The 23,596-nt window shown below is 67.1% G+C and carries 11 protein-coding genes; 4 read left to right on the forward strand and 7 right to left on the reverse strand.

Annotated features, from left to right (window positions below):
* Positions 1 to 140: 140 nt before the first annotated feature.
* Positions 141 to 2,252 carry an ATP-binding protein gene (locus DB354_RS16865; RefSeq protein ID WP_107836808.1) on the forward strand — a complete coding sequence of 704 codons (2,112 nt, stop codon included), beginning with the start codon at positions 141 to 143 and terminating at the stop codon, positions 2,250 to 2,252.
* Between the two features lie 30 nt (positions 2,253 to 2,282).
* Here DB354_RS16865 and DB354_RS16870 read toward each other — a convergent pair whose 3' ends face one another.
* Positions 2,283 to 2,966, reverse strand: coding sequence for a response regulator transcription factor (locus DB354_RS16870; RefSeq protein WP_107836809.1), 684 nt, complete (start codon positions 2,964 to 2,966; stop codon positions 2,283 to 2,285).
* Between the two features lie 127 nt (positions 2,967 to 3,093).
* On the opposite strand from DB354_RS16870, the gene DB354_RS16875 reads away from it, so the two are divergent.
* On the forward strand, positions 3,094 to 10,374 hold the full coding sequence (locus tag DB354_RS16875) for an Ig-like domain-containing protein (protein WP_107836810.1): 7,281 nt from the start codon (positions 3,094 to 3,096) through the stop codon (positions 10,372 to 10,374).
* A 262-nt stretch (positions 10,375 to 10,636) separates the two neighbouring features.
* Positions 10,637 to 11,824: an SGNH/GDSL hydrolase family protein gene (locus DB354_RS16880; RefSeq protein ID WP_107837087.1), complete on the forward strand. Its 1,188-nt coding sequence runs from the start codon at positions 10,637 to 10,639 to the stop codon at positions 11,822 to 11,824.
* 196 nt (positions 11,825 to 12,020) lie between these two features.
* Here DB354_RS16880 and DB354_RS16885 read toward each other — a convergent pair whose 3' ends face one another.
* The 6 genes from DB354_RS16885 to DB354_RS16910 form a co-directional block, all read right to left on the reverse strand.
* Entirely contained in the window at positions 12,021 to 13,571 is a 1,551-nt protein-coding gene (locus DB354_RS16885; RefSeq protein ID WP_107836811.1) for an oligopeptide:H+ symporter, read from the reverse strand.
* A 518-nt stretch (positions 13,572 to 14,089) separates the two neighbouring features.
* Positions 14,090 to 15,568, reverse strand: coding sequence for a glycerol-3-phosphate dehydrogenase/oxidase (locus DB354_RS16890; RefSeq protein WP_107836812.1), 1,479 nt, complete (start codon positions 15,566 to 15,568; stop codon positions 14,090 to 14,092).
* Positions 15,565 to 16,437 carry an HAD-IIA family hydrolase gene (locus tag DB354_RS16895; RefSeq protein ID WP_107836813.1) on the reverse strand — a complete coding sequence of 291 codons (873 nt, stop codon included), beginning with the start codon at positions 16,435 to 16,437 and terminating at the stop codon, positions 15,565 to 15,567. Before DB354_RS16895 ends, DB354_RS16890 begins: the two co-directional genes overlap by 4 nt.
* A 7-nt stretch (positions 16,438 to 16,444) precedes the next feature.
* Positions 16,445 to 17,755, reverse strand: a complete 1,311-nt coding sequence (locus DB354_RS16900; RefSeq protein ID WP_107836814.1) for an MFS transporter — start codon at positions 17,753 to 17,755, stop codon at positions 16,445 to 16,447.
* Between the two features lie 133 nt (positions 17,756 to 17,888).
* Positions 17,889 to 19,274, reverse strand: coding sequence for a sn-glycerol-1-phosphate dehydrogenase (locus DB354_RS16905; RefSeq protein WP_107837088.1), 1,386 nt, complete (start codon positions 19,272 to 19,274; stop codon positions 17,889 to 17,891).
* A 22-nt stretch (positions 19,275 to 19,296) separates the two neighbouring features.
* The gene (locus tag DB354_RS16910) at positions 19,297 to 20,271 is read right to left on the reverse strand and encodes a sugar-binding domain-containing protein (protein WP_107836815.1); all 975 of its coding nucleotides are present in this window, start codon (positions 20,269 to 20,271) and stop codon (positions 19,297 to 19,299) included.
* A 202-nt stretch (positions 20,272 to 20,473) separates the two neighbouring features.
* Between DB354_RS16910 and DB354_RS16915 the strand changes: the two genes are divergently transcribed.
* Complete coding sequence (locus DB354_RS16915; protein WP_107836816.1) at positions 20,474 to 23,560, forward strand: TonB-dependent receptor; 3,087 nt, start codon at positions 20,474 to 20,476, stop codon at positions 23,558 to 23,560.
* Positions 23,561 to 23,596 lie beyond the last annotated feature (36 nt).

Here is a 23,596-nt window from a genome sequence, read left to right on the forward strand (position 1 = left end):
GGGACGGCGATTCGTCGCTTTACCTCGTGCTTACGATCCCGCCGCGCGGCAGAAGGGCGGCTTGATTCTCTTTAGCTGCCACATGTTGGCATTGCGGGCGCGGCGGAGGTGGTCACGTTCGCGTACCCCACTCCCACCTCATGCCTTTTGCGCGTCGGTTTGCCGTGCTCCTCGTCATCGGTGCCGCCTGTTCGACGGCCGGCGGGGCCGTCGACGATATCGAGACGCTCGAGCACCAGATCGAACGGACCGAACCTTCGGAGCGCCCGGCGCAGCTGATTGCGCTGGCGGAGCGCCTGGAAGCCGTCGATGCCGCGCGCGGGGCTGCGGCGGCCGAGCGGGCGCTGGCGCTGGCCCGGTCGCCGGCGGAACGGCTGGCGGCACAGGCGGCGCTGGCGAGCTTGATCCGGCAGCAAGCCGACTACCCCGGAGCGTTGAAGCTCGCGCAAGAGGGGCTTGAGGCCGCCACCACCCTTGGCGACGACCGGCTCCGGGCCTCGTTCCTGTACGTCCTCGCGCGCACCTACTGGGCAGTGGGTGATTATCCGACGGCCCTGCGCCACTTTCACGATACCATCCGGCTTGGCGAGGCCGTCCACGATTCCGGCCTGCTCACGGACGCCCACCTTGGCGTCGTCACGCTGTACCGGGAGTTCCTGGACCTGACGCAGGCGAAAGGCCACCTCGAGGAGGCGCGGAAGTTCGCCGAGCTGTCGCGCGATCCGCGCCGGCTCGGAGACTATTACCGCGTGCTGGGCAACTATCTCGATGCCGTGGGCGATCTCCCCGGCTCGCGCGCGGCGCACGAGCGCTCGCGGCAGATCAACGCGGAGGCCGGCAATGAACGGGGGGTGGCGGATGCCCTGCAGAACCTCGGATACGTCTCTGAAAGCGAGCGAAAGTTCGACGAGGCCCGGGAGCAGTTCGTGGCCGCCGTTGCGATCTACGAGCGGCTCGGCTTGAAGCGTCATCTCTGCAACGCCTACCGGCAGCTTGGGCGCGTGCTCGTGAAACAACAGCGGTTGGAGGAGGGAGTTCGGTACCTCGATGCCAGCCTGGAGCTGGCCCGCGGTTTTGGTGGACGCATGGGCGTCGCCAAGGCGTACAAGCAGCTCTCCATTGCGCACGAGGTCGCGGGGAATCTTCCGCTTGCGTTGGATTACCAGCGCCGGCTGACCGAGGAGAACGAGGCCATTCTCGGTGAGCAGTCGCGGCAGCAGATGTCGTTGCTCGAGGCGCGGTACGGCGCCGAGCGGCGGCGGCAGCAGATCGAGCTGCTTGAGCGCAATCAGGAGCTGAGCGCGGCCGAGCTGCAGCGTGCCCGGCAGCTGCAACTTGGCCTTGGGGCCTTGCTCCTCCTTGGCGCCGTGGCGGTGGCGGCCGTGGTGAGCCGACAGCGGCTCAAGCTGGCGGCCGAACGTCGCGTGCTGGCGGAGGCGCGTCGGGCGCAACAGGCCGCCGATGATGCCAACCTGCTCAAGACGCGGCTGCTGGGTATTGTTTCCCATGACCTGAAGGCGCCGCTGCGCGGTCTGGTGAGCGGCGCGGACGAGATCTCACGCCACCCTGAAAAGATGGGGCGCAATCAGGCGCTGGCGACCCGCATGCATGCGGAAGGGGAGCGGATGTTCTCGCTGATCCGCGATCTGCTCGATCTCTCCGCGCTGGAGACTGGCGGGGTGGAACTGCGTCGCGCGCCCTGCGATCTCGGAGCGCTCGCGGAGGCCCGCGTCGCGCTGCTCCGCCCGGCCGCGGAGGCCAAGGAGCAGGTGCTGACGATCAGGTTGCCCGGCGCCCCAGCCATCGTTTTGGCGGATGCATCCCGGCTCGCCCAGGTGATAGACAATCTGATCAGCAACGCGCTGAAGTTCACCCCTGTGGGCAAGGGCATTCACGTCAGCGTCGAGTGCGCCGGTGGCCGGGCCTCGCTCCGCGTCCGTGACGAAGGTCCCGGCCTGGCACCGGAGGATTTCGGGCGCCTGTTCCAGCCATTCCAGACCTTGTCGGCGCAACCGACCGCGGGCGAATCGTCGAGCGGACTCGGCCTCTATATCGCCCACGAAATGATCGCGCTCCATGGCGGCCAGCTCGGGGTTGAGTCCTCTCCCGGCGAAGGCGCCGAGTTTGTCTTCGAGGTTCCGCTGCTGGCGGATCGCTCAACCGCAGACCGCGCGGCGGTGGATGGCGTGCCGGTCACAATCGAACCCGCACCGGCTGCGCCGGCGACGCGCACGCTCGCGCCATCCGGTTGACGACGGCGCGGCCCGCCGGTGCCGCGCGGCTCAGGCCCGCCCCTGCTCGAGCCACCAGCGCGCCAAGGAGACTGCATCGCGCACGCCCACTTTCTGCATCACGTTCGCGCGGTAGTTGTCCACGGTGCGGACACTGAGTGCGAGCTGCTGCGCGATTTCCTTGGAGGTAAGGCCGCTGGCAACGAGGCGGGCGACGTCGCGTTCGCGCGCCGAGAGGACGGCCGCACTGACCCGCCCGGGCGCCGAGGGGTGGAGCGCGAAACGCGAGCCTTGGGGCATGACCCCGGCAAAGAAGTACATGCCACCGGCGAGCACCCGCTCGACAGCGCGCATCGCGTGTTCGAGCGGCGAGCCCTTGTCGACGAACCCGGCCACGCCGAGGGCGATCAGTTCGGCGGGCAGCGCGGCATCCGCCTGGGCGGTCAGTACGATCACGCGGACCCGCGCATCCCGGGCGCGGACCTGACGGATGACCTCGCGACCATCGAGGCCGGGTAGCCCGAGGTCGACCAGCAGCAGCTGCACGGGGTGGGAGAGACAGTGGCGGAGCGCCGCGCGGCCCTCGGCGAACGCATGCAGTGCCGCCGGAGCGAAGGTCTGGCTGAGCGAATTGGCCAGGAGATCGCGGAGGAGCGACTCGTCTTCGACGACGACAAAATGGCAGGTGGTGGGATCGAGACTCGCTGGCTTGCTGGTGGGTGTGGGCCCGGTCACGCGGGAAAACCTTGGGTGGTCCGGTAGGCGTCGCAAGGTCGTAGAGTAAAATTACTCTGGCGACTGGGTGATAGACCGCTTCGCAAGCCGCTTCCAAGGGCGCTCGCCTGAGGGCGTTCCTACCACCATGTCCACTTCGATTTGGACGGCGTCTGCCGTCATGCTGCGGTTTTTGTGCTCCGGCTCGCGTGTGCGCGGGCTTCTTCCCGCCCTGGCTCTGGTGTTGGCCACTGTGGCCAGCGCGGCGCCGGGCTACACCTTGAGCCCTTCGACGGTGCCGAATGGCACGCTGGGTGAGTCGTACTCGGCCTCGCTCGCCGTCTCCGGGGTCGCGAGTCCGCCCGGGTTCAACTTCGCGGTGTCTGTGGGCACGCTACCGCCTGGTCTGTCGCTCGTGGGCAGCGGTACTGCGGGGGCGACGATCGCCGGTACGCCGACGGTGGCAGGGAGCTACTCGTTTACGATCAAGGCGACCGAAGCCGGCGGTCCCGGGACGGCGAGCCAAGCATATTCCCTCGCCATCAGTCCACCCCCGGCGCCGGTCGTGGTGCAGGCCACGGGACCCAATGCGGGCACGTATGGTGCGGGCGATGTGCTGGACTTCACCCTCGCGTTTGATCGCGTCGTGACCGTGGTGGGTGGCACGCCGACACTCACGCTGACGATCGGCAACGCGCGGCGGCTGGCGTATTATGCGGCGGGCAGCGGTACGACCGCGCTGACGTTCCGCCACACGGTGCAGCCGGGGGACAACGATGCGGATGGCATCACCTGCGCCGACTCGGTCGCGCTCAATGGCGCGACGATGCGCAGTGGCGGTGCGGTCGACGCCGAACGGTCGTTTACGCCACCGGACACAACCCTGGTCCGCATCGACACGGCGCCGATCGTGACCGGCATCCGCCGGTGGGCGCCGCGAACAGTCGGCACGCCCGCGACGAGTGTCGTCTATCGCGTGACCTTCAGCGAACCCGTCACCGGCGTGGACGCGGCGGACTTCGTTCTGAACAAGACGATGAGCGCCTTCGGGGTGGTTGGGAACGTCGAGGCGGTCGACGCGATGACCTATGCGGTGACGATCACGGGGCTCTCCGGCGTCGGGACGGTGCGGCTGGACCTGAAGGGGGCCGGCACCGGAATCGTGGACAGGAGTGCGCAGCCGGTGAGCGGCGGGTTCTCGATGGGGCAGATTTACGTGCCGATGATGGCGTCGTTCCCGGTCGGTTGGGGACGAAACGTGTACGGGAGGCTGGGCGACAACACCACAACGGAGCGGCATATGCCCTCGGCCCTGCACACGACGGGAAAGCTCGCGGGGAAGTATCTCGTGGACCTGGCGGCGGGCGGCTACTTCAGCATAGGCCTCACGGCCGACGGGCAGGTCTTCGCGTGGGGACGCAATGCCGATGGCCAGCTCGGGGTCGGCACGAACGGAGACTGGTTTGCCCCGCAACCGGTCAGCACGACGGGCGCGCTGCAGGGCAAGACGATCACGGCGATCGCCGCGGGCGGCTATCATGCCCTGGCGGTGGACGCCGAGGGCAGGGTCTACGCCTGGGGTCGAAATGCCCAGGGTCAGCTTGGCAACCGCAGCACGACCGACAGCAATGTGCCGGTTGCGGTGTACATGGACGGTGCACTGGCGGGAAAGCGCGTGGTGGCGGTGGCGGCCGGCGACGAGTTCAGTGTCGCGCTGACGGACGACGGCCTTGTCTACACCTGGGGAGACGGGGGTGACGGCCAGTTGGGGCACAACGCTTTTGTCGATTTCAGCAACGAGCCGGTGGCGGTCGGAACGAGCGGGGCGCTGAACGGCAAGTTTGTCACGGCGATCGCGGCGGGCTCGGAGCACGTCCTCGCGCTGACGAGCGAGGGCAAGGTTTACGCTTGGGGCAGCAATGGTTACGGCCAGCTCGGGACGAACATGTTCGGCACCAACCGCAGCCTGCCGAACCCGGTGTACCATGGCGGCGCCTACGGCCAGAAGACCGTCGTGGATATCGCCTGCGGCTGGGACCACAGCATCGCGCTCACGGCGGACGGTCGTGTGTACGTGTGGGGCGAGAATGACCACGGCCAGGTCGGCAACAACTCCAAGTCCAATCGCAACGACCCCGGGATCGTTTCGGCCGCCGGCGTGCTCAATGGCAAGACCGTGGCCGCCGTCACCGGCGGCGACTCGCACACGACGGCGCTGACCACGGAGGGGCGGGTGTACGACTGGGGCTTCAACGACTACGGCCAGCTCGGCAATGACACCGAGGGGACGGATACCCCGCTGCCTGTCGCCGTTGACACGAGCGGTGCGCTGGCTGGCAAAACCGTGGTCGCCCTCGGGAGCAACTGGGGCGGTGTTTTCAACCTCGCGCTCGCCGTGGCGACGACCGGACCGCGCATCATGGCCGTTCTGGCTCCGCCGGACGGCGTGTACCAGACGGGCGACACCCTGGCCCTCACGGTTCAATTCAACGCGCCGGTTGCCGTCACGACCGCCGGAGGCGTGCCTTATATCGACATGATCATCGGCAGTAGCACGCGCGCGCTGGCGTATGCCTCGGGGTCCGGCACGGACACCCTGACGTTCAGCTACACCGTCCAGGCAGATGATCGGGACATTGACGGCCTGACGCCGGGCAGCGCCATCGTGCCAGGCGGGGGGACGATCAAGGATGCGGCCGGGCTTACGGCTACGCTCGATTTCACCCGGCCCACCACGAGTGGGGTTTTCGTGAATGCTCGGCCGATACCAATGGCCTTCACGCCGGCGGTGGCTGCGGTTGAGGTGAGCCCCGGCGCGACTCTTTCCATTGGCTTTTCCGAGTCGGTTACGGCCGTGGCCGGCAAGAAGATCGTCATCCGGCGGACGGGCGACAGTGCGGTGGCGGCGGCCCTTGACGCCGGCGACGCCCAGCGAGTCACGATCAGCGGCGGAACGGTAACCATTGTGCCTGGCATCACGTTGCTTTCGGGCACCGCGTACGCGGTGGAGATCGAAGGTGGGGCCTTCTTGAACGCTGCCAACTTTGGCTCGGCCGCGATGACGGGTTCAGCCTGGAACTTCGTCACGAGAGTCGAGACCGATGTGTCGGCTGCTGACTCCGATGCGCTGGCCAGCTATTTGGGGAACCCGGCGGTCGAGCGCATCTACCTGCAGGAAGGGGCGACGTATCACTATGCTGGCGGCCGCATCACGCGCCCGGTTGGCATCCAGGGAAATGGGGCGACGATCCAGGCCGGAGCGGGTGTGCGCGTGGATGTTGTGCGGGCGGACGACGTCACCGTGAGCAGCGCCGCACTGCCGACGTACACCGACCAACGGGTGTTCTTCGCGATCGACGCGGGAGGGGCGCTCACGTTGCGCAACGTCACGCTCCAGAACAATGGCGCCGACGCGCTGGCGAATGGCTTCTTTTGCGTGATCGACGTGAAGTCGGGCGGGACCTTCGACGGTGAGGGGGTTACGCTCGAAGACTTCCACAATAACCCGACGCCGGGCAACAACCTCGCTTTCGGCATTCACGCCGAACCCAGCGCGCACGAGGTCCGGTTCGTTTCGTCAACGGTGTCGGCGTCGAACGCCTTCCGTAACGCGGTCGCGATCCGCGGGGGCGTGTTCACCATCGAGGCGAACACGTTCGGCGGCACGGATCACCCGGACCGCCTGCGCAACTCCGACGGCTATGAGTACGCGGTTTACCTCTACGGCGGTTCCGGTTCGGTGCGGCAGAATCAGATCCGCGGTTACGACGCGACGACCCAACTCGGCTACAGCAGCGCAGCGATCGCGTTGATCGGCTATTACCCGCTGACGGCGAATGTCTCCGGGAACACGCTGGCGGATAACTCCGTGGGTATCGACGTGACGCGTGCCTACTCGTCGCTCCTCATCAACCCGGCGTCCCGGCCGACCGTGACCGTGAACAGCATTACGGTGACGGACAGCGCGTCGGCCTTTGCCCTCGGCGAGAATCTCCGGAGCGCCAACGTCACCAACACTTCGGCGGTGTCACTGGACCAGACGGATGAGGTGCTGGTGGTCGACTCCACCTCCAGCACCAACGCCACCTACTACACGGTGCTGGGAGGCTATCGCTGGCCGTACCTTGAGAAGGCCAATCGGACCGCCGGCACCGTTGACCTCAAGCTGCCCGCGACCAGTGACAGCATTGATATCCTCAATGCGGCCACGACGATCGCGATCGAGCAGCAGCTGGACGAGGAGACGACGTGGTCGGCGGCGGATGTCACTTGGGCTGGGACACCACACTCAGTGGCCACCGCCAGCGTCGCGCCCAATCACGTGTACCGCTTCCGGGTCAAGCTCACGCACCAGAGTGCGACCGACCAAGGCGATCCGGAAGCGCGGACCCTCGTTACGTATTCGGGGCCGGTGGAAGTGGTGGATGACCAGGCGCCGGATTCTCCGTCCGCGCCCGATTTGGCCCCTGAGAGCGACACCGGCGCTTCGGACCACGATGATGTCACGGCCGCAACGACGCCGACGTTTACCGGTACCGCGGAAAGCGGCGTTTCCGTCACCCTTTATGACGGCGAGGCCAGTGTGGGCTCGGCCGACGCGGTTGATGGCCGCTGGTCCATCACCACCCCAACTTTGGCGGAAGGGGATCACACCTTCACGGCGCGGGCGAAGGACGCCGCCGGCAACAGCAGCGCGCTGTCGCCGGCAACGACGATCACGGTCGATACCACGGCGCCAACGATCACCAGCGGCCCGACGAGTTCCGGGCGGTACATGGCGGTCTTTGGCGGCTGTACGGTTACGGCTGCGGGCGGCGCCGTGGCGTTCGATGCCGCCGGGCTGCCGGCTGGCCTCTCGATCGCGGGTGGCACCGGCGTCATCAGTGGCACGCCGACGACATCGGGTACCTTTGCCGTCGCGCTTTCCGCGAAGGATGCCGCCGGCAATACCGCGCAGGCGACGCTCAGCCTTGAGGTTGGCCAGGTGGCGCTGACCGTCACCGGCATCACCGTGCCAAACCGCGCCTACGACGGGACGACGACCGCCACGCTCAATCTGGGCGCGGCGCAGTTGATCGGGCGGATCTCCGACGACCAGGTCACCCTCGTTGCGAGTGGTGCCGTGGCGGTGTTTGCCGATCCAAATGCGGGTGCTGGCAAGGCGGTCACCGTGACCGGCTTGGGGCTGACCGGGAGCCGGTCCCGGCATTACACCCTGACGCCGCCCGTGCTCACGGGTACGATCACGCGCGCCGTGGCGACGGTGACGCTGGGTGGACTGGCGGCCGTGTATGACGGTGCGCCGAAGGCGGCGACGGCCACGACGGTGCCGGTCGGACTGCCGGTGACGCTGACTTACGATGGGGCGGCGACCGCGCCAACGGCAGCCGGGGTGTACGCCGTCGCCGCGAGCGTGGATGCGGCCAACTACACGGCCGCGACATCGGGTGTGCTCGAGATTGCGCAGGCGGCGCAAATCGTGTCGTTCCCGACGCCGTCAGGGGTGAAGGCGGGCCAGGCGGTGACGCTGACGGCGACCGCGACCAGCGGGTTGCCGGTGACGTTTACGGTCGTGAGCGGGAACGCGACGCTGACGGGATCGTCGCTCGTGGTGCACGGCGGTGCCGTGACGCTGCGTGCGACGCAGGCGGGCGATGGCAATTTCCTGCCGGCGAGTGCGACCGTGAGCCTGGCGGCCGTGGAAAAGATCGACCAGACGATCACATTCTCTCCCGTCGGGGAGAAGCTCACCAGTGACCAACCCTTCGCCCTGAATGCGACGGCGAGTTCCGGATTGCCGGTATCGCTCGTGGTGGTGCGCGGGCCGGCATTGTTGAGTGGAAGCACCCTCACCCTGGTGGGCACTCCGGGAGAGGTGGAGGTGCGGGCCTCGCAGCCGGGCAATGAGACCTACAACGCGGCGCCGGAGGTCACGCAGACGTTCTCGGTGACCGCGGTTGGTCCGCTCGTGTACTTCGGAACAATCGGTGGGAGCCGTATCGCGATCAGCATCACGCCCGATGGCGGAAAGGGCACCATGATCGGCACCCTCCCGAACGGGGAGGGTTTCGTGGTCGAGTTCACACCGGGCCCGGACGGTGCCTGGGAAGCGGCCGTTCCGACGTACCTCGCTGGTTCCTCCACGAGCGGCAACGCCTTGGCGCACGCGCAAAAGATCGATGCGGTGACCTCGTCGGCATTGACGACGCAGACGCGGGTCTTCCGCGGTTTCGTGAACGGCACGGTCGTCACGGGAGCGGTGCCGGCGCTAGGGGTGTCTTTCGATGCGCAACTGGTGCCGCCGACGGGGCCGACGACCGGGATCGCGGGCTACTACGAGTCGGCGTCGCTGCAGACGGCCACGGGCGCGATCTACACGATCGTGGGCACGCAGAACCAGGTCTATGTGCTGGCCATCACTCCGACGCTCGTCGAAGGCGCCAGCGGCACGGCGGCAAATGACGGCACGTTTGCGGTGACGGCATCCGGCGACGTCACGATCTCAGGCTCGGTGGACGCGCCGACAACGGTGGTGACCGGCACGCTGATCCGGCCCAACCAGCCGCCGGAAACGTTCGCCGGCATCGGGGGTGCGACCACGCGGACGGATCGACTCGTGAATCTGTCCTCACGTGGTCGGATGAGTGGCAGCGAGCGGGTCTTGATTACGGGATTTGTCGTCGGGGGGAATGAGTCGAAGCGCTTGTTGCTCCGCGGCGTCGGCCCGGGGCTGACTGCGTTTGGGCTCAATGGCGTGCTCCCGGATCCGAAGCTACGTCTCTACCGCGGCAGCGTGTTGATTGCGGAGAACGACAACTGGGGCGAAGCCGGGAATGCCGGAGAGATCATGGAGACGTTCCGACGAATCGGCGCTTTTGACCTGGCGCCCGGCAGCGCCGACGCGGCCATTCTGGTGACGTTGCCCCCCGGCGTCTACACCGCGCACGTCTACGACGGCGGCAAGACCGGTGTCGCGATGGCCGAGATCTATGATGCCAGCGTGAATCCGCAGGGTGAGTACCAGCGCTTGGTCAATATCTCGACCCGCGGGTATGTCGGCACTGGCGAGGATGTCCTGATTGGCGGTTTCGTGGTGACGGGTAACGCGCCCAAGAAACTGTTGGTCCGAGGTGTCGGTCCGGGACTCCAGCAGCTCGGGGTGGGAGGGGTGCTGGCCGATCCTCGCCTGCGGCTGTTCCACCAGACCGAGCTCGTGGCTGAGAACGACAACTGGGGCGAGGGGGCGGGTAGCGTGGCGGCCGAGGTGGCGGCGGCTGCCTCCGGGACCGGCGCCTTTGGGCTGGCGTCTAGCTCTCGAGACGCCGCCCTGATCCTGACGTTGGCGCCCGGAACCTACACCGCGCAGGTCTCCGGCGTGAATGGCGGCACGGGCGTGGCGCTGATCGAGATCTACGAGATCGCCGAGTAAGAAATTGCTCCGCGATTTCTTCTGGGTGCAGAAAGCCGGCCGCTTCATCTAGGTTAGCGCAGATGAAGCGGCCGGTTACGTAACTCAGCTAACAAGGATAGGATGTCCTGAACTCACCCGCACTGGCCTCTGGCTTCCGACTCCCGGCTTCTGGCTTCCGACGTTTGGAGTCTGACCACTGTTCCCTGACGCGGCCATTCGGACGAGGGTGAGGGCGTTGACCGATGAAGCCGTCGAGGCCAGCGTGACGTCTTTCTCCCCGATGAAACGCTTCGCTTTTCCCCGACTTCCTTTCTCCCTGCTTTTTGCCGCCGCGCTCGTGCCGGCGCTGCCCGCGGCCGACGCCCCAAAACCTGCGGCGAGCTCGGCGCCCGATGCCACGGTGCGCGCCGACCCTTCGCTGGCGGCGAGCAAGGAAGTGGTCGCCGAACTCGATTGGCATGACGTGACCACGTGGGGCGTCGAAGGCCGCGCTTGGGTGGACCAAACCCGCCGGAGCTGGTTCGACCGGCTGCCGGCGTCGGCCGAGCAGACGGTGACCAAGCACGTCTGGAACCTCAGCCGCGACTCGGCCGGCATGATGGTCCGGTTCAAGACCGACGCGACGAGCATCCACGTCCATTACCTTTTGACCAAGGACCGGCTGGCGATGCCGCACATGCCGGCGACGGGGGTGAGTGGCGTGGATCTGTACGCGCGGGACGAGCAGGGACACTGGCGTTGGGTGCAGGTGGCGAGGCCCGGCAAACAGGAGGTGAAGGCCGAGTTGGTCAAGGATCTGGCGCCCGGCTACCGCGAGTACGCGGCGTACCTGCCGTTGTACAACGGCGTGCAATCGCTGGCCATTGGCGTGCCCAAAGGGGCCAAGTTCGAGGGCCTCGCTCCCCGCACGGACAAGCCGATCGTGTTTTACGGCACCTCGATCACGCACGGGGCCTGCGCCTCGCGTCCGGGCATGGTGCACACGGCGATCCTGGGCCGGCGGTTTGACCGGTCGGTGCTGAACCTTGGGTTTTCTGGCAACGGCAAGATGGATGCCGCCGTGGGCGCGTTCCTCACGCAGGTGGATGCCGCGGTGTACGTCATCGATTGCCTGCCCAACATGAATCCCGCGCTGGTGGCGGAGCGGACGGTGCCGTTGGTGCAGCAGCTACGCGCGGCCCATCCCGACACGCCGATCATCCTGGTCGAGGACCGGCGGCATACGAACTCGTGGATCCTGCCGGCGACGGACAAGTTCCACACCGAGAATCACGCCGCGCTGAAGGCCCAGTACGAACGCCTGCAGCAGGACGGCGTGAAGCACCTGTATTACATCCCCGGTGACGCGCTCTACGGCACCGATGCGGAAGGCTCGACCGACGGTTCGCACGCCAGCGACCTCGGTTTCTGGCGCCAGGCCGACGTCATGGAGCCGGTGATACGTGCAGCGCTTTCGGCCGCGCGCTGACCGAAATGGCTGAAGGACTGAAAGGCTGAAGCCGGAAGCCGGAGGAGGGAAGCCAGAAGCCGGAAGCCGGAGGCCAGAGGCCGGAAAGCGGTGTCGGATCGATCAGATCAGCGGATCGGATCTGGCCTCAGGCTTCCGGCTTCAGTCGGATCGCTTCAGGCCTCCGGCTTTCGCTCCTTCAGCCTTGGGCCGCCGGTCAGGCGCGGCGGTAGTGATCGGCGAGCTTGTAGCGCATGGCGTACAGGCCGAAGCACAGCGCGGCGACGAACGCGAAGACTGCGAAGAAGAACATCTGGAAGGCGGTCACGCCGAAGCCGGTGGATTTGATGGCGTTGGTGACGGCGGTGTTCTTGACGCCCGCGTTGACCACCAGGACCCAGAGGTTGCCGATCGTCACGGAGAGGTTCCAGAAGCTCATCAGTGCGCCCTTCATCGAGAGCGGGGCCTGACTGTAGGCGAATTCGAGGCCGGTGGCGGAGACGAGGACCTCACCGAGGGTGAGGAAGGCGTAAGGAAGGATCTGCCAGGTGATGGAGAGCGCGTTGCCGCGGTCCATGAGCACCTGCAGGGTGCCGACGATGATCCAGGCGACGCCGGAGAGCGCGATGCCGGCAGTCATGCGGCGGAGCGCGGTCGGCTCGTAGCCGAAGCGGCGCAGGGCGGGGTAGACCACCAGGTTGTTGAGGGGGATCAGGATCATCACCAGAGCCGGGTTGAGCGCCTGCATCTGGGAGGACTGGAACCAGGACGGCTTCGTCATGGCGTCACCCTGGAGCACCCAGGTGGAGGCCTTCTGGTCGAAGAGGGACCAGAATGGGGTGACGAGCGTGAAGAGCACCAGCACGCGGAGGACGGAGCGCACGCCCTCGATGGCCTCGTCGGGATGACGCCCGCGGGCGCCCTCGAGCTGCATCCAGACGCCGGCGCCGCCGAAGGCGATCACGGCCACAAGGGCCACGCAGGCGCCGATGACGAAACCGATCTTGGGGGCGGCGATCAGGGCGCCGAGACCGACGACGAGGCCGAGGATGGCGAGCGCCATGCCGGGCGTGCCGGACTTCAGCGCGGTCATGGAGACGTGCAGGAAGGAGTTGGGGTCGCGCGGCGCGGGCGGGACCATGACGTAGCGCTTGCGTCCGATCCACAGCAGGAGCGTGGCGATGAACATCAGCGCGCCGGGCACGCCGAAGGCAATCTTGGCGCCGAAGCTGCGCAGGAAGATGGGCATCAGCAGCGAGGCGAAGAAGGACCCGAAGTTGATGATCCAGTAGAAGGCGTCGAACACGACGCGGGCCAGGTGCTTGTTGGTCTGGTCGAACTGGTCGCCGACGAAGGCGGCGACGCACGGCTTGATGCCGCCGGAACCGAGCGCGATCAGAAGGAGGCCGGTGTAGAAGCCGGGCTTGGAGGTGTCGAAGATCGAAAGGAAGACGAAGCCGAGGCAGTACACCAGGCTGAGCCAGAAGATGGTGCGGTACTTGCCGAGGAGACGGTCGGCGATCCAGCCGCCGAGGAGGGGGAAGAAATACACGCCGATGACGAACGTGTGGAAGATCTCCTTCGCCTCCGGGCCGCGTTCGGACTCCGGCAGGTACAGCAGGAGCGAAGAAACGAGGAAGGCGGTGAGGATGTTCCGCATCCCGTAGAAACCGAAGCGCTCGCAGCCCTCGTTGCCGATGATCAGCGGAATCTGGCGCGGGACGCGGGCGGGTTCGGGCGGCGGAGTGGTGGCGGCGGGAGTCGACATGGAGAGAAGGGAGAGGGAAAGCAGGCGGCGCGCCGACGCGTCACACGAGGGGAGAGGCGGGACGGCGGCGTTCGCGAGCCACGGTGAACAGGTAATCCGGTGAGCGGAAGGCGGAAAAGGCCCCAGGGGGGGAGCGCCCCCTAAGCTCTCTCTCTTCCTCTTACTCGTCCTCTTTCTCCCGCCCGTCCCTGCCCCGTCACCTCGCCCGTCGTTCTCGTTCTCGTTCTCGTTCTCGTTCTCGTTCTCGTTCTCGTTCTCGTTCTCCGCGGCGCGGCTACTGCAGCTCCGTCCCCGGCGCAACTTCACCCATCGCGCGACGCGGGCCGCCGGCGCCGGCGGCCACCGGCAACTTGATCTCGCACCGCCCAGATGACGGCCGCGGCACGCGGCCGTCATGAGAGAACGAGAAAGAGTACGAGAAAGAGAAAGATGTGACCGCCCTGAAGGGGCGGAGAGAAACAAACGGGGGCGCCTTGCGGCGCCCCCGGGTGCTTTATCTATGGCCTAATGGAAAACGTTCAGCGCTTGGTGGGCGGCGGGACGGGAACGCCGACCGCAGCGCGGTAGGCGGCGATCTCCTGGGCGCGCCGTTCGGGCGTCCAGCCAGCGATCTCGGCCATCCAGGTGGCCACGCGTTCGGCGAGGTCGCCGGACTCGTAGTAGTGCCAGCTGCTGCGGCGCACGAGGACGTCGTCAAGGTGCACGGCCCACTCGTTCTTCACGTAGTGTTCCACGGCCTCGCGTGTGACGGGCGGCGGGACAATGCCGCTGAAGTTGTTGGGCACGTCCGTCGGCAGGAGCGGTTCCTGCGCGGTGCGGGAGCGGCCGGCGCTGTGGCCGAGGAAGCGGGCGATCTTGTCGACGGCCTGTTCGGCCATGAGCCGGTAGGTCGTGAGCTTGCCGCCGGCGATGTCCCACCAGCCCGGCTGCGGGTTCTTGATCTGGTGGGCGCGGGAGACGTCGGAGGGCGTGCCGTCCGGATTGGCGATGAGGGGACGGATACCGGCCCAGGAGCTGATGATGTCCTTTTCCTTGATCGCGTTGGACGGGAAGTAGTCGTTGACCGCGCGCAGGACGTACGTGACGTCCTCGTTGGCCACGCGAACGTCCTCGGGGGCGCCCTGGTAGTCGGTGTCGGTGGTGCCGATGATGACGCGCTTGCCCCAGGGAAGGACGAAGATGATGCGCTTGCCCTCGGTGATGACGACGGCGGCCGGCACGGGGAGGCGGCTGCGGTCGATGACGACGTGAATGCCCTTGCTGAGCCGGAGCTTCACGGAGCTGTGGCGGATCTGTTCGGCCCAGGGTCCGGTGGCATTGACGATGGTCTTGGCCTGGACGACGTACTTCTGGCCGGTGATCTTGTCCTCGAGCTGGATCTTCCAGAGGTCACCCTCGCGGGTGGAGTCGACGAAGCGGAGGTAGTTGGCGACCGTGGCGCCGTAGCGGGCCGCGGACGTCAGGGTGTCGTACACGAGCCGGGCGTCGCTGGTGAGGGCGTCGAAGTAGCGGACGCAGCCGCCGAGCTTCTCGCTGCGGAGGGTGGGCAGCATCTCGAGGGTCTCGCGGGCGTTGAAGCCGCGGGACGGCTGGAAATTGCGGCCGCCGCAAAGCAGGTCGTAAATCTTGACGCCGATGCGGAGCTGCCAGACCGGCCAGCCCTTGCCCTTGTAGGACGGGAAGAGGAAGCCCAGCGGATCGCCGAGGTGCGGCGCAATGTCGCGGATCGTCTTCTTTTCGACGCTGGCCTCATGCACGAGTCCGACCCGCCCCTGTTCGAGGTAGCGGATGCCGCCATGGAGGAGCCGGCTGGAGCGGCTGCTGGTGCCGAAGGCGAAGTCGTGCTGCTCGACGAGCGCCGTGCGCAGGCCGCGCATGGCTGCGTCGCGGGCGACGCCGCTGCCGACAACGCCGCCGCCGATGACGAAGACGTCGAGGGGGGCGGCGGTGAGCTTTGCCTGGATTTCCGGTCGGGAGAGAACCGTGTTTGCCGTCATAGGGAGGTTGGGTTGGAGCGGGCGGTGGCGATGGCTTCGCCGAGTTCGGCCAGCGTGGGGACCACGAGGTCGGGAGGCGGGTTGGCGGCGGCGGCGTCTGCGGCGGTGGCCTCGCCCGAGAGGACGAGGACGCCGAGGGCCTTGGCGCGGTGCGCCATCATCATGTCCGTGTAAATGCGGTCACCGACCATCGCGATCTGCTCGGAGCGCAGACCATGGCGGTCGCGGATGCCGTCGAGCATGGACGGGTCGGGTTTGCCGAAGGTCTGGTCGGGGGTGCGGCCGGCGGCCTGGGCGAGTGCGGCGCAGATCGAACCGCAGTCGACGAGGACGTTGGGCAGATCGGTCGGGCAGACGAGGTCGGGATTGGTCGCGAAGTAGGGCTTGCCCCGGTGAATCCACCATGCGCTGCGGCAGAGGCGGGCGTAGGTGAGCGTCAGGTCGAAGCCGACGACGACGGCATCGGGTTCGTCCTTGGGGTCGTCCGCGGTGAGCGTGAAGCCGGCGGCGGCGAACTCGGCCTGCATGCTGGGCGTGCCGAGGACAAAGAGGCGGCGGAGCTCCGGGCGGCGGCTGCGGAGGAAGTCGATCGTCGCCAGGGCCGAGGTGTAGAGCTGGTCGGGCGCGGCCGGGACCCCGATCTTGCGCAGATGGGCGAGGTAGTCGGCGGCGCTCTTGGACGGGTTGTTCGTCAGGAAGGAGCAGCCGATGCCGAGCGACTTCATCCGCTCGAGAAAGGGCAGCGTGCACGCGAAGAGCGTGCCGCCCTTGTAGATGGTGCCATCCATGTCGAGGGCGACGTGGCGGAGGCCGCGCAGCGAGCGCGCGAGCGCGGGAGAGAAGGAAGAAGCGGGAGAGGACGCAGGCATCGGAGGCTTACTCGTCGTAGCCATGGGCCTTGGCGGGCCAGGCGAGGATAAACATGAAGGTGCCGATCGCGCCGACGCCGAGGAGGGCGCCGAAGGCGATGTCCCAGCCGGAGGTCTGGACGAGTTTGCCGAGGCCCCAGCCGGAGATGAGCGTGCTGGCGTAGCCGAACAGGCCGGTGAAACCGGCGGCGGTGGCGGCGGCGCGCTTGGTGGCGAGATTGGCGGCAATGATGCCGATGAGGGCCTGCGGGCCGTAGATGAAGAATCCGGCGGCGCCGAGGAAGACCATGGACATGACGGGCGAGTCGCCGGGGATCTTCCAGAAGGCGAAGAGCGAGGTGGCGGCCCCGATCATGCAGAGGACGCACATGCGGGCGCCGCGGCCGCCGAAGAACTTGTCGGTGGCCCAGCCGGCGAGGAGCATGCCGATGAGGCCGGAGACCTCAAAGCCGGCGACCATCCAGCCCGCGTGATGGAGGGAGAAGCCCTTCATCTCCTTCAGCAGCGTCGGACCCCAGTCGAGGACGGCGAAGCGGAGGATGTAGACGAAGAAGTTGGCGAGGGAGATCCACCAGATGTACGGGTTGCCGAACACGTGGCGGCGGACGAAGGTCTTGTACTCCTCCGTGCTCTTGTCCTCGTTGTGCGCGTGCTGGGTGCCGGTGACCTGGATTTCCGGGAGGCCGACGGAGGTCGGGGTGTCGCGCAGCAGGAGGAAGAGAATGATGCCGGCGAGCGTGCAGAGGATGGCGGGGGCGAAGAAGCACCAGCGCCAGCCGAAGGCGACGATGTAGCCGCAGAAGACGGCGGCAACCCAGGCGCCGATGGAGTGCGACGTGTTCCAGATGGACATCTTGGTCGCGAGGCGCTCGGGCGGGAACCAGTGGGTCATGAGCCGGCAGCACGGGGGGAACCCCATGCCCTGCACCCAGCCATTGACCATCCAGGCGACGCCGAGGAAGAGGACGCTGGAGCTGAAGCCGAAGAAGACGTTGGCCACGACCGAGAGCATCAGGCCGGCGACCATGAAGTAGCGGGCGTTGGCGCGGTCGGCCCACATGCCGTTGACGAAGCGGGACACGCCGTAGAGCAGGCCGTGCAGCGTCAGGAACAGGCCGAGGTCGGCCTTCGTGATGTGCAGGTCCTCCTGCATTGCCGGCATCGCGAAGCTGAGGTTCTTGCGGACGAAGTAGAACGCGGCGTAGCCGAACATCAGCGACACCAGCGTGCGCGTCTGCCAGTAGCGGAAGCGGCGCGCGACCTCGGGGTTCGATTCCGGGGTGGCGGGCGCGGGGGCGGAGGCGGAGGACGCGTTCATGGCGGGAGGATCAGCAACGTGGAGAAGCGGGCGGCGAAGGGCCAGCTCAACTCGCATCGAATATCTATGCGCATAGGGAGTTTGCGCGGCTCAGCCGCGGGAAAGGGCCGGCGCGGCGCCGGCCCGGGCAGTTTCAGGGGTGGGCGGGGGCCCAGGGGCCGCGCGGGCCGAAGATCTCGTCGAGGCAGGCCTCGGTCACGCCGGCGCGCAGCGCGAGGTCGAGCACGGTGAAGCGGCGGCGGATGAACTGCGCGCGGATGAAGGTGCGGCGCAGGCGCTCCAGCGGGATGCCGATTTCGCGCGGGTCGGTGGGCGCGCCCACCGCTCGCAGCCGGGCGCGGGCGTCCGCGAACGGAATCAGCTGCGTCTGCAGCCGGCGGCGCAGCTCGGGCCAGCCGGCGCGGAGGCGCGTGAGCTGCGTGCGCAGCTCGGCGGGCGTGACGTGCTTCGCCTGGGTCTCGCGCACCGCCGTGGCGAGGAACTCGTCGCCGGTAAAGAGGGTTTCCGTCGTGCGCCGGATGGCCGCGGCGTCGGGCCACCGGGCGACCGCCGCCTCGACGTCCAGTTGTTCGAGGGGCTGGCGCAGCAGCGCCTCGTAGAAGGCGGTGACCGCGAGCGTGGCGATGCCCACCTTGAAGCCGTGGGAGGGGGCCGCCCCCTGGTGGGTGTGGTGCTCCATGTCCCAGAGGTGGCTGAACTGGTGTTCGGCGCCGGAGGCGGGCCGGCTCGTCTTCGTCCATTGCATGGCGAACCCGCCGAGCATCAGCCCCTCGACGAGCGGCATGAGGGCGGAGGCCTTGCCGGCGCGGGCGCCGGCGGGATCCGCCAGGGCGTCGCGCAGGCCGCCCTGCACGATGGCCCAGGCGCGCGGGTCGATGGGTTCCGCGCCGATCGCGTCGGCGAGGATCCAGTCGGCGCCCGCGGGCACCTTGGCAAAGAGGTCGGCGTAGCCCGAGGCGGTCATCGCCGTGGGCGCCTGGCAAAGGATGTCGGTGTCCGCCACGACCGCGCGGGGCGCGGGGCAGTTGAAGGTCTGCTTTGCGCCCTCGAAGGTGATGGACGCCCCGAAGGCGGTGTAGCCGTCCATCGAGGCGGCCGTGCCGACGCACAGGTAGGACGGCCGGCCGGTGCGGTGGGTGACCAGCTTGGTGAGGTCGTTGATGGTGCCGGAGCCGACGGCGATCGCGATCGCGTCGTGCAACCGCAGCGCCGCCTCGAGCTGCTCGACGTACTTGAACTCGGCATACAGGGCCGGGTCGGTGAAGATAAACGGCGGCAGGGTCTCGATGTGAGCGGCGGCCAGAGCGGCCGCCACGGTCTGGCCGGCGAGCGCGAACGTCCGCGGGTCCGCGACGATGATGGCGCGCGCGCCCGGGAAGTGCGTGCGGAAGACCTCGGGCACGAGCCGGAGGACGCCGGGACCGACGTGCAGCGCGCGGGTGTCGTTCGCGCAGGCGAGCGCCTCGGCAAGCGTGAGGCGGGAGCCGTTGGAGGGGAGTTGGGTGGTGCTGGTGGCCATCGGATTGGAGCTGGACGCGGCGTCAGGGCCGGGTTTTGCGGCGCGGGGCCGCAGGCGTGGCGGCGAGCAGGGCGGCCGCGCCGAGTTCATCAATGAGCAAAGACTTGAGAATGCCGCCCTGGAGGGCCGCGAGGATCGCAGCCGTGCGATCGGCGCCGGAAACGACGCCGATGACCTCCGGGATCCGCCGGAGCTGCTCCAGGGAGATGCTGATCACCCGGTGGCGCCAGCTCGTGGCGCACTCGGCGCCGGCGGCGTTGAGGAAACGGCCGCAGATTTCGCCGACGGCGCCGGCCCGCTCGAGTTCGCCGGCCATGGTGGCGTCGAGGGTGCCGCGCTCGGCGAACACCGAGTTGCCCAGAACGCCGACGCCGACGAGGGCGACGGATGCGCGGTCGAGGTGTTCCTGAACGCGACGGACCTGGGGCAGCTCCAGCAGGGCATCACGGGTGCGGCGTTCGGGGATGAAGGCGGGGGTGTTGAGGGCGAGAAAGCTGCCGCCCTGGCGCTGGGCGACGACCCGCCCCACCTCGTGGGCGTCGTAAATGCTGGTCGTGGAATCAACGCTGCCCATGGCCTGCACGATGGTCAGGGCCTTGCTGCGGGCGACGGGCAGCTGCAGCACGAGCTCGTGAATCGTGCGCCCGCCGGCGACCGCGACGATGGCGCGCGGGGGAATGAGGGCGTCGACCACCGCGGCGCCGAAATGCCCGACCGAGCGGCGGACGTCGGTGCCCAGCCGGTCGCCACACTTGATCACCACCACCTGGCGCAGCCCGAACCGGGCGCGCAGCCGCTCCTCGAGCTCGGGGCGGCGGGGATCGTAATCCGCCACCGTGATGCGGACGATGCCGCGTTCGCGGGCCACGGCGAGCAGGCGGGAGACCTTGGCCTGGGAGACGCGGGCGAAGCGGGCCACGTCGCTCTGCCCGAGGCCGTCTATATAATAGAGGCGCGCCACCAACCGGAGCTGATCGTCAGAATAATCATGCGACATTGGTATGTAGCGACGGTCGGAAGCGGCCGGTGCGCGGGGTGTGGCGAACCCCGCGCGGCTAGTCGGGGCCGGGCTGGCCGATTCGGGATGGGGTGCGTGAGGCTGTAACGTAAATGGCACCGGCGAAGGATTGACACGGGGAATCAGCGGGCTCAAAAGAATGAATGTCAATGCGGAATATTTATTCTACACCCTAACCGCCATGCTCATCCCCCTCGTGCCCCTCATCGCCCGCCTCGTGCGGCGCACCGGAGCTTCAGCGCTGCTGCTGCTGCCGTTTCTTTCCTCCCTGGCGCTCGCCCAGCCGGCCACCGGCGTCGTGATCGGCCGCGTCTATCACACCGGAACCAAGGAATACGTCCGCAACGCTGAGGTGCGCGTCGAGGGCACCAACGTGAGCGCGTTCACCGAGGACGCGGGCTTCTATCGTCTGGCTGGCGTGCCGGCGGGCGAGGTGCGGGTGACCGTGACCTACACCGGTGCCCAAAGCGTCACCGACAAGGTCGTGGTCACCGCCGGCGCCACCGCGACGCGGGACTTTGAACTGCAGGCGATGGCCGCCTCCGAGAATGTGATCACGCTCGAGACCGTGAGCGTGGTGGCGGAGCGCGAGGGCCAGTCGAAGGCGATCATGGAGCGCCGGGCCGCGCCGAATGCCAAGAATGTCGTGGCCTCCGACAACTACGGCGACCTGACGATGGGCGACGTGGGCGAGTTCATGAAGTCGATGCCCGGTCTCTCCCTCGACTACGTCGAGGTCGACACTAGCGCCGTCCGCGTGGGTGGCCTGGATCCAAAGTACTCGAACTTCACCACCGACGGCGCCCGCATGCCGACGGGTACCTCGAACAACAACGCGGGCCGGCAGAACTCCTTCGAGCAGATGTCGATCACCGGCATCGAGTCGATCGAGTTTAACAACACGCTGACCGCGAACATGGACGCCGACTCACCCGGCGGCTCCATCAACCTGCGCAGCAAGTACGCCTTTCAGCGCCGGCACCGCGAGCTCTCCTTCCAGTTCGGTGGCGTCGGCACGTCCGACTCGCACTTGCGGCGGGAATATTTCCCGGATGACAAGAAGCACAGCCGCATCTTCCCGACGGGCCAGATCAGTTTCGGCGACGTGTACTTCCACGGGCGGCTGGGCGTCGAATTCAGCCTCAGTTATTCCGCCAACTTCGTTGAGCAGGATCGTCACCAGCTCGACTGGATCTACCCGAGCAAGTATCCGGATGGCATCCCCTACCGGGCGATGTGGCGCGCGGGCCCGAAGGAGACGACGCGCGAGGCGGCGAATCTCAGCATCGACTACAAGCTCACCGACCGGCTCACGCTGTCGCTGCGCAGCACCTACTCGGACTATGCCGTGGAGTATGTGAACCAGTACACGTTCCTGTATTTCGGCAGCACCAGCACCTCCAACGTCGCCGCCGGTTCCACGCCAACCCACATCATCGGGTCCGGCACCACGAACACCCGCGTCGCGACCGAGTATTCCCACCGCTTTGCCGACACGCCGGTTATCCTCTTCGCCCCGAAGATCGAGTATAAGGGCGACACCTACAAGGCCACGTTGCGCGGCAGCTATTCCAACGCCCGCTACAATTTCCGCGCCGGCATGAAGGGCTTCTTCCAGCGGGACGACAGTGCCATCACGAATCTCGGCGGCTTCGTCATGGACCGGCCGGACAGCGAGTCGATCGCTTGGACCATCACGCAGACCAACGTCACGCCCACGAACGACTGGAGCAACCCGGAGAACTGGAAGGCCTATGGCACGAACAGTGTCCGCGATGCGAACTCGGATACGACGAACGAGATGTTCAGTGGTTATCTCGATTTCGAAAAGGACCTGTGGATTCGCGACCAGCCCATCAAGGTGCTGACCGGCGGCGGGACGCGGACCAACTCCTGGAACTCCAATGAAGGTGGCTATGTGGCCTACACGTTCGTCGGGCCCACCGGGGTTCAGAATCAGGCCACCGTGCCCTACACGAAGAACTACCAGGCCAAGATCATCGGATTCGACGCGGGCAACTTCAACGACCTGAACTGGCGCGCGGACAGCAATTACGCGACGTACGACCTGTTCCGGGAGCATCCGGAGTACTTCCTGCAGAATGACACGGGCAACCTGCAGCGCCGGTTGGCCAACACCAAGGGCCTGATTGAACAGATCTCGGCCGCGTACGTCGAAGCGCAGACCCGCTACAAGAAAATGCGCTTCGACTTTGGCGTGCGGTACGAGCGCACGGGCGACACGTCCAAGATTTGGGATGTGCGGCCGGCGAAGGATGTCTACACCGCCGGCTACAAGGTGATCGGGTCGGCCGCCCAGGTGGCGGCGGATCCCGCGCATTACGTGCTTACGAGCACGGGCGCGCCGGCCGCCGGTTTCGCCAGCACCCCGGAAGGCATCATCTACCAGTACAACAACGGCGTGCAGGGCCGGCGGCACAGCAGCTATGGCAACTGGTTCAAGAGTGGTGGCATCAAGTTCGACTTCACCCGGAAGCTCGTCGGCCAGATTGCGTTCAGCGACGCGATCCTCCGCCCCGACTATGGCAATCTCGCGGGGGCGACTTCGGTCAGCGACACCAACAACACGGTCACGGTCCCCAATCCCAAGCTGAAGCCGGAAAAGTCCACCAAGTACTACGCCGGTCTCCAGTACTTCCTGGAGCCCTCTGGCGTGGTTGGCGTTTCGTTCTATCGGCTCCGGTTGCAGGACATGCAGGTCACCGGCCAGGAAATCGCCGATCCCACGACCATCGGCTACAGCGACACCGATTATCCGGGGTACCGGTATCTCAGCGCCCAGAACGATCCGAGCGTTCGCTATACGAACGGCCTGACGTTCGAGTACAACCAGCAGCTCACCTTCCTGCCGCGCATCTTCAAGGGCTTCGGGCTGTACGGCTCGGTCACCCGCGTGATGGCCGATGGCATCCGGGTGAATACGCCGAACAAGTCGGCCAACTGGGGCCTCAAATATTCCTATCGCCGCTTCCGGGTGCAGGTAAATGGGAGCTGGCAGGGCACGGCGCGCACCAGCGCGCTCAGCGCCACGCCGACCACCGTCAACGGTGGCGTCCTCTATCGCGCGTCGCGCGAGCTGTGGGGCATCAGCGCGGGCTACAAGCTGACGTCGAAGCTCGAGCTGATGGTTTCCGGCCGCAATATCTTCAACGCGCCCGATATCGTCTACTCCAACGTCCCGGGGCACCTGCAGCAGTACAGCATCTACGGTTCCTTGTGGACCGCGGGCATCAAGGGGCGCTTCTAGGTCCTGCGATTCTCTCCGCCGCGCCGATCTCCCGAT

The sequence above is a fragment of the Opitutus sp. ER46 genome, assembly GCF_003054705.1.
Classification (GTDB): domain Bacteria; phylum Verrucomicrobiota; class Verrucomicrobiia; order Opitutales; family Opitutaceae; genus ER46.